This is a genomic window from Edaphosphingomonas haloaromaticamans, assembly GCF_001853345.1.
GTDB lineage: Bacteria > Pseudomonadota > Alphaproteobacteria > Sphingomonadales > Sphingomonadaceae > Sphingomonas_E > Sphingomonas_E fennica.
The window spans coordinates 3,388,998-3,401,961 of the sequence record NZ_MIPT01000001.1 but is presented as its reverse complement, the minus strand read 5'-3'; the positions used below and the strand labels follow the sequence as shown (position 1 = coordinate 3,401,961).

The 12,964-nt window shown below is 67.5% G+C and carries 12 protein-coding genes and 2 pseudogenes; 5 read left to right on the top strand and 9 right to left on the bottom strand.

Translation table 11 applies throughout. The features are described 5' to 3' along the window. Window positions 1-13 precede the first annotated feature (13 nt). Entirely contained in the window at window positions 14-1,525 is a 1,512-nt protein-coding gene (locus BHE75_RS15775; protein ID WP_070934425.1) for a CpaF family protein, read from the bottom strand. Between the two features lie 90 nt (window positions 1,526-1,615). Here BHE75_RS15775 and BHE75_RS15770 point away from each other — a divergent pair, with 90 nt between their 5' ends. Both BHE75_RS15770 and BHE75_RS15765 read left to right on the top strand, forming a co-directional pair. Beyond that, window positions 1,616-2,551 carry a DMT family transporter gene (locus tag BHE75_RS15770; protein WP_070935986.1) on the top strand — a complete coding sequence of 312 codons (936 nt, stop codon included), beginning with the start codon at window positions 1,616-1,618 and terminating at the stop codon, window positions 2,549-2,551. A gap of 26 nt (window positions 2,552-2,577) precedes the next feature. Beyond that, window positions 2,578-3,027, top strand: coding sequence for a DUF6265 family protein (locus BHE75_RS15765; protein WP_070934424.1), 450 nt, complete (start codon window positions 2,578-2,580; stop codon window positions 3,025-3,027). 15 nt (window positions 3,028-3,042) lie between these two features. On the opposite strand, the pseudogene BHE75_RS25370 reads toward BHE75_RS15765, so the two are convergent. From BHE75_RS25370 to BHE75_RS15730, 8 genes and pseudogenes are all read right to left on the bottom strand, one after another. Then, window positions 3,043-3,144: pseudogene (locus tag BHE75_RS25370) on the bottom strand (PEPxxWA-CTERM sorting domain-containing protein); the annotation flags it as partial. A 39-nt stretch (window positions 3,145-3,183) separates the two neighbouring features. Then, window positions 3,184-3,966: pseudogene (locus BHE75_RS25035) on the bottom strand (SGNH/GDSL hydrolase family protein); the annotation flags it as partial. 175 nt (window positions 3,967-4,141) lie between these two features. After that, a complete protein-coding gene (locus BHE75_RS15755) occupies window positions 4,142-4,411 on the bottom strand; it encodes an ATP synthase F1 subunit epsilon (RefSeq protein WP_015457730.1) in 270 nt (89 codons plus the stop codon). 134 nt (window positions 4,412-4,545) lie between these two features. Continuing rightward, window positions 4,546-6,015 (bottom strand): F0F1 ATP synthase subunit beta, encoded by a 1,470-nt coding sequence (gene atpD / locus BHE75_RS15750; RefSeq protein WP_070934423.1) that lies wholly within the window; start codon window positions 6,013-6,015, stop codon window positions 4,546-4,548. A gap of 47 nt (window positions 6,016-6,062) precedes the next feature. Beyond that, on the bottom strand, window positions 6,063-6,947 hold the full coding sequence (locus BHE75_RS15745) for a F0F1 ATP synthase subunit gamma (RefSeq protein WP_015457728.1): 885 nt from the start codon (window positions 6,945-6,947) through the stop codon (window positions 6,063-6,065). Between the two features lie 6 nt (window positions 6,948-6,953). Beyond that, window positions 6,954-7,571 carry a LysE family translocator gene (locus BHE75_RS15740; RefSeq protein ID WP_015457727.1) on the bottom strand — a complete coding sequence of 206 codons (618 nt, stop codon included), beginning with the start codon at window positions 7,569-7,571 and terminating at the stop codon, window positions 6,954-6,956. Window positions 7,572-7,575: 4 nt separating this feature from the next. Then, on the bottom strand, window positions 7,576-9,105 hold the full coding sequence (gene atpA, locus BHE75_RS15735; RefSeq protein WP_015457726.1) for a F0F1 ATP synthase subunit alpha: 1,530 nt from the start codon (window positions 9,103-9,105) through the stop codon (window positions 7,576-7,578). Window positions 9,106-9,107: 2 nt separating this feature from the next. Next, window positions 9,108-9,662, bottom strand: coding sequence for a F0F1 ATP synthase subunit delta (locus tag BHE75_RS15730; protein ID WP_015457725.1), 555 nt, complete (start codon window positions 9,660-9,662; stop codon window positions 9,108-9,110). 290 nt (window positions 9,663-9,952) lie between these two features. Here BHE75_RS15730 and ada point away from each other — a divergent pair, with 290 nt between their 5' ends. The 3 genes from ada (at window position 9,953) to BHE75_RS15715 (ending at window position 12,938) form a co-directional block, all read left to right on the top strand. Then, window positions 9,953-11,020 (top strand): bifunctional DNA-binding transcriptional regulator/O6-methylguanine-DNA methyltransferase Ada, encoded by a 1,068-nt coding sequence (gene ada, locus BHE75_RS15725; protein ID WP_070935984.1) that lies wholly within the window; start codon window positions 9,953-9,955, stop codon window positions 11,018-11,020. A gap of 197 nt (window positions 11,021-11,217) precedes the next feature. Further along, window positions 11,218-12,273 (top strand): hypothetical protein, encoded by a 1,056-nt coding sequence (locus BHE75_RS15720; protein ID WP_070934422.1) that lies wholly within the window; start codon window positions 11,218-11,220, stop codon window positions 12,271-12,273. After that, complete coding sequence (locus BHE75_RS15715) at window positions 12,273-12,938, top strand: Fe2+-dependent dioxygenase (RefSeq protein ID WP_070934421.1); 666 nt, start codon at window positions 12,273-12,275, stop codon at window positions 12,936-12,938. Before BHE75_RS15720 ends, BHE75_RS15715 begins: the two co-directional genes overlap by 1 nt. The last annotated feature ends 26 nt before the right edge of the window (window positions 12,939-12,964 follow it).

Below are 12,964 nucleotides of genomic sequence, written 5' to 3'. Positions count from 1 at the left end.
GCCGCGCTGGCGCCTACAGGCAGGATTCGAGGAAGGGCTGATCGAAACCGAACTGCTTGGCCTTGTCCAGCGTATAGGGGCGCAGGCCCATGGCGCGATATTCGCCGATGATCTTGCCGTCGGCGCTTTCGTCCAGATATTCGAACTTGAATAGCTCCTGCGTCACGATCACCGGGCCTTCCATGCCGATCACCTCGGTGATGTTGGTGACGCGGCGGCTGCCGTCGCGCAGGCGCTTCACCTGGACGATGAGGTCCACCGAATCGGCGATCTGGCGGCTGATCGCCTCCTTGGGCACCTTGATGTCCGACATCATCACCATGTTTTCCATACGCGCCAGCGCCTCGCGCGGGGAGTTGGAGTGGAGCGTGCACATCGATCCATCGTGGCCGGTATTCATGGCGGCAAGCATGTCGAAGCATTCGCTGCCGCGGATTTCGCCCAGGATGATGCGATCGGGGCGCATGCGCAGCGCGTTGACGACGAGATCGCGGATGGTGATCGCGCCATTGCCCTCCAGATTGGCGGGACGGGTTTCCAGCGGCAGCCAGTGGGGCTGCTGAAGCCGAAGCTCGGCCGCGTCCTCGATGGTGATGACGCGCTCGCCCGGGTCGATCATCTTCGAAAGCGCGTTCAGCATCGTCGTCTTGCCCGATCCGGTGCCGCCGGAGATGACGATGTTGAAGCGGCTGGCGCCGGCGATCTTCAGGGCGGTGGCCATCTTCGGGCTCATCGATCCGAAGCCGGCCATCATGTCGAGCGTGATCGGCTTGGCGGAGAATTTACGGATCGAGATGGCGGTGCCGCGCAGGGACAAGGGCGGCACGATCACGTTGACGCGGCTGCCGTCGGCCAGGCGGGCGTCGGCCAGCGGCGTCGTCTGGTCGACGCGGCGGCCGACCTTGTTGACGATGCGCTGGGCGATCTGGAACAGATGCTCCTCGTCGCGGAACTGGATGTTGGCGAGCTGCAGCTTGCCCTTCTTTTCGATGTAGGTCTGGTCCGGCCCGTTGACCATGATGTCGCTGATGTCGGCGTCGGCCAGCAGTTCCTCGAGCGGGCCGAGGCCGAGCAGCTCGTCCACCAGCACCTTTTCCAGCGCGAACTGCTCACGCCGGTTCAGGTTGATCTTCAGCTCCGCCAGCACCTCGCCGATGATCGGGCGGAATTCCTCGGCCAGCTCATCCTTGTTGAGCGTGGCGGCCGCCTCCGGGTCCACCCGCTCCAGCAGGCGCGGCAGCACCTGTTCCTTGATCTTGTGGACGGACGCCTCGAATCCCTCCGCCTTGGCGGGGCCGGCCTCGGCCGAGGCGTCCTGGCGATGGGCGAGCCGCGCCATCGCGTCCACCGGCGGCGCCGGCTCGGCGGGCGCGCCGGGCAGGGTCGCGGGATCGACCGTGGGGAACTGGTTGCCGCCGTCGAGCGGGGAGGAGGCGTTGCCCCCGCCCTGCATGGGCCGCGCCACGCCGAAGGAAGGGCGCTGGCCCGCGCCCGTCAATCCGCCGCGTCGTCCGAATGCGCTCATCCCCACTCACCTGTCACTTGCCGGAATTCCGGCCATGGTCTTAGGGCGCACTCTTTGACAATTGCCTAACCAATGCGGATGAACCGGGCGATGACCGTTCGTGCCGCAACCGCCGCCCCGGCCAATGCCAGCCATCGCCGCGCGGCGATGCTCCTGGCGCTCGCCGGCTTCGCCTGTCTTTCCGTGGGCGATGGGCTGGTGAAATCCATGGCCGGGCAATGGCCGGGATCGGCGATCTCGGCCCTGCGCTACGTCTTCGGCCTGATCGGTCTGGGCATCGCCATCGCGGCGACGCAGGGGAGAGCGGGATTCGCCTGCCCCCGGCCCTGGCTGCAATTCGGTCGCGGCGCGGCGGTGGCGGTGGCGACGCTGGGCTTTTTTCTGGGCGTGCAGGTGATGCCGCTGGCGGACAGCACCGCCATCCAGTTCACCAGCCCGATTCTCACGGCCCTGCTGTCCGCCCTGCTGCTGCGCGAGCATGCCGGCCGGGCGGTGTGGGTGGCGACCGTGATCGCCTTCGCCGGCGTGCTCATCGTGCTGCGGCCCAACCTGCTGGCGCTGGGGCCGGCCGCGCTGCTGCCGGTGGGCGCGGCGCTGGGCATGGCCTTCCTGATGATCTTCAACCGGATGGCGGCGGGCGGCGCATCGGCGATCCAGATGCAGTTCCTGGGCGCCTGCTTCGCCACGCCGATCCTGATCCTGGCGGCGGCCGTGGGCGAGCTTTCCGGCGCGGCGCGATTCCATGTGGCATGGCCGGACTGGACGGTGATGCTGCGCTGCGCGGTCGTTGCGGTGACGGGCACGGTCAGCCACCTCCTCATCTACCTCGCCACGACGCGGGCGAGCGCGGCCACGATCGCGCCGATGGCCTATATCCAGATCGTCGTGGCGCTGCTGATCGGCGCGCTCGCTTTCGGCGACCTGCCCGATCCGGTGACGGTGGGCGGCGTCGCGCTTATCATCTGCGCGGGCCTCTGGCTGTTTCGCGGCCAGAGCGAGCCGATGGTGGAGGGAACGCCCGACTGAGGCGGCCCCGGAGCGGGAGGAAGGCGATGCGATTCGCGGTGGCGATGGCCGGGCTGCTGGCGGTGGCGGCGCTGCCCGCCCGGGCGCAGGATGCGGCGAGCCTGGGCTGGCTTTCGGGCAACTGGCATTTCGAGGCGCCGGACAGGCGCTGGACGGCCGAATGGTGGACGGAACCCATGGGCGGGATGCTGATGGGCGGCAGCGTCACCGGCATCGGCGGCCAGGCCGATTTCTTCGAGCATGCCCGGATCGCCGCCGATGCGGATGGCACGCTCACCTATTTCGCCATGCCGCGCGGGCAGGCGGCGGTGCCGTTCCGGCTGGTGCGGGCGGACAAGGGGGAGGCGATGTTCGAGAATGCCGCTAACGATTTCCCGCAGCGCATCCACTATCGGCGCGAGGGCGACATGCTGGTCGCGACTATATCGACGCTGGACGGCGCGCGCGTCGAACGCTGGCATTATCGCCGGCGCTGACGCGCGTTCCGATAGTCAGGCGGGAACCGCCACGGCCCGCGGCCGGCGCCGGATCGCCATGCCGACCAGGCCGAAGCCGGCGATCATCATCGCCCATGTCGCGGGTTCGGGCACGGAGGCGGTGATCGCGAACTGGCGATCGATATCCCGCGCGATCGCCGCCTGCACCTGGGCGGTCGGGTGGGTGCCGTCGAACGAGAAATAGCCGGTGCAATCGATGTTCGGCCCCGGCGTCTCGCCGACCAGGCAGGGCACGGTGGTATTGAGCGGCGGCAGGCCCAGGCTGCCCGGATCGGACAGCAGCCGCCCGAACACGTCGAGCACGTCGTAGCGCATCAGATGCGTGCCGGCATCGAGCGCGAGGCCGTCCAGCGACGTCTGCAGCATCGCATCGACCATATAGGCCAAAGGAATGTCGCCATTGGGGATGCCGGCGATCAGGATGTTCCGCGCGCCGATATCGTTCAAGAACTGCACGCCGGCCGCATAGGTGGACACGACGGCCGAGATATAGTCCGTCGGCGTGAAGCCGCCGATATTGCCGTCCACCAGCCCGAATATGTCATTGCCGCCGAAATTGAGGACATAGAGCGCGTTCGCATTGGCGACGCCGCCATGGTCGCCGGCATAGAAGCCGAGCTGCGCCTGGATATCGGGAATGGCATCGCCATGATCGACCACCCTGGCGCCGCCGAAGGCATAATTGTTGCCGCCGGCGAGCGAGGCCACCGTGGGGGCGCCGTAGAGCGCGATCGAGAGCAGATCGGTATAGTCGTAGCCGTTGGTGAAGCGGCCGTCATAATAGCCGAGTGATTCGTTCGGCGTTGCGCCGCCGGTCAGGATCTTGATGTTGCCGGCATCGACCAGGCTGTCGCCGAAGACGTAGAGATCGGAATATTTCGGGTTTGCCGTAGCGGCAATCGCCGCCGTGGAGACCATCGCGACGCAGCCGGCAATGGCCAGCCGCAGGGCTGTGCGTGCACGCATCCTCGTCCTCCTCCTTATTATGGAGAGGGAGGCTAGGCGCTTTCGTTAACCATGCAAGGGTTTGGGGCGGTGCGCCCCGAAAGGGGTAGGAAGCCGGCGTGCGGAAGGCGCCGCCGGCCTTCCGCTATCAGGCCTGGATTTCGGTCGCGGCCTCGGCCAGCACGGTCAGGCCCTTCTCGTTCACTTCCGCGAAGCCGCCTTCCACCTGGATGCGGGCGGAGACGGTGTTCGGGCCGGAATAGACGCGCAGCTCGCCCGAACGGATCACCGACATGAAGGGGGCATGGCCGGCGAGCACGCCGAATTCGCCCTCGGTGCCGGGAACGACCACCATGTGGACCTCCTCCGAAAGGAGCAGCTTTTCGGGGGTGACGAGTTCGAAGTGCAGGTTGGCCATATCATTCCTCTTAGCCCCCTCCCGCTTGCGGGAGAGGGTTGGGTGAGGGGGGTATTCTTTCGGGATGGAAGGGGGCGTTCGTGCCCGCCTTCATCCCGGCCCCCTCCCGCAAGCGGGAGAGGGATAGAGTCATGTTACGCGGCCTCGGCCAGCTTCCGGGCCTTGGCGACCGCTTCGTCGATGCCGCCGACCATGTAGAAAGCGGCTTCGGGCAGATGGTCATATTCGCCGTCGACCACCGCCTTGAACGACTTCACCGTATCCTCGATCTGCACGAACTTGCCGGGGATTCCGGTGAACACTTCGGCGACGTGGAACGGCTGGCTGAGGAAGCGCTGGATCTTGCGGGCGCGGGCAACGGTGAGCTTATCTTCTTCCGAAAGCTCGTCCATGCCCAGGATGGCGATGATGTCCTGCAGCGACTTGTACTTCTGCAGCGTTTCCTGGACCTTGCGGGCCGTCTCATAATGCTCCTGGCCGACGACGGCGGCAGTGAGCACGCGCGAGGTGGAGTCGAGCGGATCGACGGCCGGGTAGATGCCCAGCTCGGAGATGGCGCGCGACAGCACGGTCGTGGCGTCGAGGTGGGCGAAGGACGCGGCCGGCGCCGGATCGGTCAAGTCGTCGGCGGGCACGTAGATGGCCTGCACCGAGGTGATCGAGCCCTTGTTGGTCGAGGTGATGCGTTCCTGCAGCTGGCCCATGTCGGTGGCCAGCGTCGGCTGATAGCCCACGGCCGAAGGAATACGGCCCAGCAGAGCGGACACTTCCGAACCCGCCTGGGTGAAGCGGAAGATGTTGTCGACGAAGAACAGCACGTCCTGGCCTTCGACGTCGCGGAAATATTCGGCGATCGTCAGGCCCGAAAGCGCGACGCGGGCACGCGCGCCCGGCGGCTCGTTCATCTGGCCGAACACCAGCGCCACCTTCGAGCCGTCCGGCGTCGGGTTGCCATCGGCGTCCTTGGCGATGACGCCGGCGTCGAGGAATTCGTGATAGAGGTCGTTGCCCTCGCGGGTGCGCTCACCCACGCCCGCGAACACCGAGGTGCCGCCATGGCCCTTGGCGATGTTGTTGATCAGTTCCTGGATGAGCACGGTCTTGCCCACGCCGGCGCCGCCGAACAGGCCGATCTTGCCGCCCTTGGCGTAAGGCGCGAGCAGGTCGATCACCTTGATGCCGGTGACGAGGATCGAGGTTTCGGTCGACTGGTCGACGAACAGCGGCGCTTCCGCGTGGATCGGGGCGGACAGGTCGGTATCGACCGGGCCGCGCTCGTCGATCGGCTCGCCGATCACGTTCAGGATGCGGCCGAGCGTCTTGGGGCCGACCGGCACGCGGATCTGCGATCCAGTGTCGACGACTTCCTGGCCGCGGGTGAGGCCGTCGGTCGTGTCCATCGCGATCGTGCGGACGGTGTTCTCGCCGAGGTGCTGGGCGACCTCGAGCACCAGGCGGTTGCCCTGGTTCTCGGTTTCCAGCGCCGAAAGGATCGCCGGCAGCTGGCCATCGAAATGGACGTCGACGACGGCGCCGATGACCTGGCTGACGCGGCCGACATTGCTGGCGGCGGCGGCCTTACTGGCTTTCTTGGGCTCAAACATGTCTTCTCACCTCAATGTCCGGGTGCGTCACCCGATCAGGATTTGGTTTAGAGCGCTTCCGCGCCCGAAATGATTTCCACCAGCTCGGTGGTGATCGCGGCCTGGCGGGTCCGGTTATACTGGATCGTCAGGCGGTTGATCATGTCCCCCGCATTGCGGGTCGCATTGTCCATCGCCGTCATGCGGCTGCCCTGTTCGGAGGCCGCATTTTCCAGCATCGCGCGGAAAAGCTGGACGGCGACGTTGCGGGGCAGCAGCTCCGTCAGGATCGCTTCCTCGTCGGGCTCATATTCCACCGATGCTTCCGCGCCGCCCGTGGCCGGGGCCGCATTCACGGCCAGCGGCACGGGAATGATCTGCAGTTCGGTCGGGATCTGTGCCAGCGCCGACTGGAACTTGGCGAAGAACAGGTGGGCGATATCGAACTCGCCGGCGTCGAAGCGGCGGATCAGATCCTCGCTCACCTGATGCGCATCGGCGAAGGCGACGTTCTTGATGTGGCTCTGATCGACCTGGTGGACGATCTTGCCCGGATAGAGGCGGGCGATGACGGCGCGGCCCTTCTTGCCGATCAGGTAGAACTTCACGTCCTTGCCCTGGGCGATCAGCTCGTCCGCCGTCTTGCGCGCCAGCTTGACGATGTTGCTGTTGAAGGCGCCGGCGAGGCCGCGCTCCGACGTGGCGACGACCAGCAGGTGGCGCTGGTCGCTGCCGGTGCCGGCCAGCAGCTTCGGGCTGGACGGGCCGATCGTCACCTTGGAGGCGAGGCTGGACATCACCGTGGACAGCCGCTCCGCATAGGGGCGGCCCGCCTCGGCGGCCTGCTGCGCGCGGCGCAGCTTGGCGGCGGCGACCATCTTCATCGCCTTGGTGATCTTCTGGGTCGACTTCACCGAAGTGATGCGGACCTTTAGGCTCTTGAGGCTGGGCATATGCGATCAGTTCCGGGAAAGAGCGAGTTTGCCGGCGAAGCCGACGAATGCGGTGCCGAGGGCGCCTTCGATCCAGCGCATGGCCTGGCTGTTGCCGATACGGGTGCCCGCGCGGGAGGCGAGGCCGGCGAGAAGCGCCAGCCAGGCGAAGCCCACGGCATAGACGATCCCGACCAGCAGGACGCCGCGCAGCGGCGCTTCCGGGCCGGTGCCGACGAACTGCGGCAGCGCCGCCAGGAAGAACACCGCCACCTTCGGGTTGAGGATGGTGGTGAGGAAACCCTGGCGGAACGGCGCGCCCATGGCGACCGGAGCGGCTTCACCCCTGGCGGGCGCGATCGCGCCGCGGACCAGCTTGAGGCCGAGCCAGGCGAGATAGATCGCGCCGATCGTCTTCACCGCCGCGAACATGCCGGGCACGGCATTGAGCAGGCTGAGGAAGCCGAAGCCGCACAGCGCCATATACCACACCCCGCCGAGCGCGATGCCGCTGGCGGTCGCGATGCCGGCGCGGAAGCCGCGCCGTGCCGCGTTGCCCGCCACGAGCATCGTGTCGGGGCCGGGGGTCAGCACCAGCGCGATCGCCAGCACCGTCCAGGCCAGAAGGGTGTGGGTGGTCAGCATCCGATCAGGCGAAGGTCTTGGCGAAGGCGTCCAGCGCGGCGGTCAACTTCGCCTTCAGGTCGTCGCCCAGGTCCTTGGTGTCGCGAATGCCCTTCAGCACGTCCGCGTGATGCGCGCGCAGGTCGGCGAGCAGCGCGGCCTCGAAGCGGACGACATCGGACGCCGGGATGGCATCGAGATAGCCGTTCACGCCGGCGAAGATCGAGGCGACCTGTTCCTCGAACGGCATCGGGTTGAACTGGGCCTGCTTCAGCAGCTCGGTGAGGCGGGCGCCGCGGTTCAGGAGCTTCTGGGTCGAAGCGTCGAGATCCGAGCCGAACTGGGCGAAGGCCGCCATTTCGCGATACTGGGCCAGCTCCAGCTTGATCGAGCCGGCGACCTTCTTCATCGCCTTGGTCTGCGCGGCGGAACCGACGCGGCTGACCGAGAGGCCGACGTTAATCGCGGGGCGGATGCCCTGATAGAAGAGGTCGGTTTCGAGGAAGATCTGGCCGTCGGTGATCGAGATCACGTTGGTCGGGATGTAGGCGGAAACGTCGCCGGCCTGCGTCTCGATGATCGGCAGCGCGGTGAGCGAGCCGTTGCCGTTGGCGTCGTTCATCTTCGCCGCGCGCTCGAGCAGGCGCGAGTGGAGATAGAACACGTCGCCCGGATAGGCTTCGCGGCCCGGCGGACGGCGCAGCAGCAGCGACATCTGGCGATAGGCCACGGCCTGCTTGGAAAGATCGTCATACACGATCACGGCGTGCATGCCGTTGTCGCGGAAATATTCGCCCATCGCGCAGCCGGTATAGGGCGCGAGGAACTGGAGCGGCGCCGGCTCGGACGCGGTGGCGGCGACGACGATGGAATATTCCATCGCACCGTTTTCCTCGAGCTGGCGGACGATCTGGGCGACGGTCGAGCGCTTCTGGCCGACGGCGACATAGACGCAGTAGAGCTTCTTGCCCTCGTCGTCGCCCTTATTGGCTTCGCGCTGGTTGATGAAGGTGTCGATCGCGACCGCGGTCTTGCCGGTCTGGCGGTCGCCGATGATCAGCTCGCGCTGGCCACGGCCCACGGGGACGAGCGCATCGAGCGCCTTGAGGCCGGTCTGCACCGGCTCGTGCACCGACTTCCTGGGGATGATGCCCGGCGCCTTCACCTCGACGCGGCGGCGCTCGCTATATTCGATCGGGCCCTTGCCATCGATCGGGTTGCCGAGGCCGTCGACGACGCGGCCGAGCAGGCCCTTGCCGACCGGCACGTCCACGATCGTGCCGGTGCGCTTGACGGTATCGCCTTCCTTGATCTCGGAATCGGTGCCGAAGATCACGACGCCGACGTTATCGGCTTCGAGGTTCAGGGCCATGCCCTTGATGCCGTTGGCGAATTCCACCATCTCGCCGGCCTGGACATTGTCCAGCCCGTGGATGCGGGCGATGCCGTCGCCGACCGACAGGACCGAGCCGACCTCGGAAACCTGCGCTTCGGAGCCGAACGAGGCGATCTGGTCCTTGATGACCTTTGAGATTTCTGCGGCGCGGATATCCATGTTCAGCCTTTCATCGCAGTCGCGAGAGTGTTCAATTTGGTGCGGATGGAGCCATCGACCTGGCGGCTGCCGACCTTGACGATCAGCCCGCCCAGAATCGCAGGATCGACATGCAGGTTCACGGCGACGTCGCGGCCGATCTGGGCCTTCAGCGTGGCCTTGAGCTCTTCCACCTGCGCATCGGAAAGCGGGTGGGCGGACGTCACCTCGGCGGTGGTTTCGCCGCGATACTGCGCCAGGATCTGGCCGAAGGCGCGGATGGCCGCGCCCGTCTGCGCCAGGCGGCGGTTGGTGGCGAGCACGCCCAGGAAGTTGGTGGTGAGGGGATCGAGCTTCAGCGCCACCGCCACGGCTTCCACCGCGTTGTTGGCGTCGTAGCGGGACACCATCGGGCTGGTCGTCAGCTCGCGCAGCTCGGCCGAATCGGCGAGCGCCTGCTTCAGGGTGGCGAGGCTGGCGGAAACGACGTCCAGCCTGTTCTCGTCACGGGCGAGCTCGAACAGCGCTATTGCATAGCGTCCTGCAAGGCTTGCCTGAATACCGCCGGAAATCTCCACGCGCCTAAAATCCCCCAAATGGATTTCGACCCATACGCAAAAAGGGGGCGCCGGAAGGGCGTCCCCGCATGGGTTGGGCGCCGGTTAGCAGGGGCGGTGCGGGGATGCAAGGCAGCCGTTCACCTTGTGGACATGCGGAGGGACAGGAAGGCCCGATCCGGCGGGACAAGCGCGACATCGGGGGTTCGACAAAGGCCGGCCGCGCGGGCTGGTGCCCGCCGGAAAGGCATCGCCGCTTTGAAAGCAAGCTGCGGGATGCGAAGCGGGCCAACCGGGTCCACATAGGCGGCATGACCCAGATCGAATCATCCCACCCGATCCCCGCAGGCGAGGCCATAGACGGCGATGCCGCCTGGGCGGCGGTGCTGCGCCGGGACCGGGCGCGCGACGGGCATTTCGTGACCGGGGTGCTTTCCACCGGCATCTATTGCCGGCCGTCCTGTGCGGCGCGGCACCCCCGGCGAGAAAATGTCCGTTTCTTTCGCGATGGCGCGGCCGCCCGCGCCGCCGGCCTGCGCCCCTGCCGGCGATGCCTGCCGGACGACGTCGCGCGCGACGAAGCGGGGATCGCCCGGGCGCTGGCCTATATCGCGGCGGAGACCGAGCCGCCCTCGCTCGACGCCGTGGCCGCCGTCGCGGGCTATGCCCCCCACCATTTCCTGCGGCTGTTCCGCCGCGCCACCGGGCTGACGCCCGCCGCCTATGCCCGCGCGCTGCGGGCCCGCCGGGCCGAAACCGCGCTGAAGGAGACCGAGACCGTGACCGAAGCTCTCTACGATGCCGGCTATGCCGCCCCCGCCCGCTTCTACGCCGAGGCGCCGGCCCGGCTGGGGATGACCCCATCGGCCTGGCGCGACGGCGGCCGGGGCGTCTCCATCCGCTGGGCGATCGCGCCGACCAGCCTGGGCGCAATGCTGGTCGCCGCCACCGATCGCGGCATCTGCCGCCTGTCCTTCGACGAGGACGAATCGGTGCTGGCGGACCGTTTCCCACATGCCGATATCGCGCCCGGCGGGGCGGAGCTGGCCGATCTCGTCCGGCGCACGGTGGCGGCGGTCGAGGAGCCGGAACGGCCGCACGATCTGCCGCTCGACGTGAAGGGCACCGCCTTCCAGGAAGCGGTGTGGCGCGAGCTTTCCCGCATTCCGCCGGGCGAAACCCTCTCTTATGCCGCGCTTGCCGCCAAGGTGGGCCGGCCGGGCGCTGCGCGGGCGGCGGGTTCCGCCTGCGGCGCCAACAATGTCGCGGTGCTGATCCCCTGCCACCGCGCCAAGCGCGGCGACGGTACGCTCGGCGGCTATGCCTATGGCCTGGCGATCAAGCAGGAACTGCTGGCGCGGGAAGGGCGGGAGGGCTGAGGAGGGGCGGGATGCCGTCACGCTGGACCGGGCTCAGCGCCCCTCGCGCGACAAGCGATGTCGGCGCGCGTGGAAGGATGGATGCTGAGCGAGTTCAGCATGGCGGATTGGGACAGGAATGCGCTCGGGCATCCGCTAGTGCATCGGCAGGACGAAGCCGTTAGGAGGGGCGTCGCCCTTGTCTCTCTGGAGCTTCCGTGACCGCCGATCCCTTCGCCCAGCTTTTCCGGTCCTCGGCGGAATTGTTCGTGCAGTCGCTGGACGTGGCCGGGGATCGCCTGCTCGTCGCGCGGATGGCGGAGGCGGATTATGCCGGAGCGAGCTTCCTCGATCAGCGCATCCTCACCCAGGATCGCCCCTGCCAATGGTTCGGCTGGGAGGATCTGGAACGCCTGTCGGGATCGTTGCCGGCCACGGCCCGTCACATCTTCCATATCGGCCATGTCGGGTCGACGCTGATATCCCGGCTGCTGGGCGAGCTGCCGGACGTGCTGGCGGTGAGGGAGCCGGTGCTGCTGCGCGGGCTCGCGGACCTGCGCCGCATCCGGGGCAGGCCCGAATCCGCCTGGTCGCCGCAGCGGTTTGATGCGCGGGTCGGCATGGCGCTGGGCTGGCTTTCGCGGACGTTCCGGCCCGAGCAGCGCGCCATCGTCAAGGCGACCAGCTTCGTTTCCGATCTTGCGCCCGAAATCCTGGCGGCCGGGCAGAAGGCGCTTTTCCTGTTCGTGAAGCCCGAAAGCTATCTGCCGACCATCCTGGCCGGCGAGGCATCGATGCAGGAGCTGGCGGTCTGGAGCCCGACCCGGCTCCTCCGCCTCCACGCCCGGATCGGCGCCGAGCCCTGGCGGCTGTGGGAGATGTCGCCGGGCGAGCGCGTGGCGCTCGGCTGGGCGTGCGAGATGGCCGCGCTGGAAGAAGCGGGCGCCGGCGCCGCGGAAGGGCAGGCGCTGTGGATGGACTTCGATGGCTTCCTGGCCGATCCGGCGGCATCGCTTGCGCGGATCGCCGCCCATTTCGGGGCGCCGCTGGCGATGGAACAGGCGCAGGCGCTTGTCGGCGGGCCGATCATGTCGCGCTATTCCAAGGCGCCCGAGCATGGCTATAGCCCGCAATTGCGGCGCGACGTGCTGGCCCAGGCGATGCGCGATCAGGCGGGGGAGATCGCCCGGGGCCAGCGCTGGCTTGCCGAGGCCGGCCGCCAATATCCGTTGATCGCCCGCGCGCTGGATCGCGCGGCGCAGGGAGTGCATTGATGTTCAGGCTGATCGAGAATGTGTTGGTGCCGGAGGCGGTGGCGGAGCTCCGGCAGATCGCGGCGACCTCCAATTTCGTGGACGGGCGCGTCAGCAACCCGCACTCGCGGGTGAAGAACAACCAGCAGCTTCATGAACCCCAGCCGGCGGAACGGACGGCGCAGATCGTGGCGCGCGCGCTGCTCGGCAACCGGGAATTCTTCGACGTGGCCTTTCCCAAGGCGATCGCGCCGCCGCTGCTGGCGCGTTACGAGCCGGGGATGAATTACGGCCTGCATCCCGATGCGGCGATGATGCAGACGCCGAACGGGCCGCTCAGGTCCGATCTGAGCTGCACGGTCTTCCTGGCCGATCCGGCAAGCTATGACGGCGGCGCGCTGCGCATCATGCTGGGCAGCGGCGAGATGCGGTTCAAGGGGCCGCCCGGCTCGGCGATCGTCTATCCGTCGATGACGCTTCATGAGGTGGAGCCGGTGACGCGCGGGCAGCGGCTGGTGGCGATCACCTTCATCCAGAGCCGCATCGCCGATCCGGTGGAGCGCGACCTGCTCTACGAGCTGAACGAGGTGGCGGCGCTGGAGGGCAATAATATGGCGCCGGAGAATTTCTCCCGCCTGCAGGCCGTGCAGTTCAATCTGATGCGGCGCTGGACGGATCACCCCTGATCGGCATTTCCTTTCCGGCTTCGCAT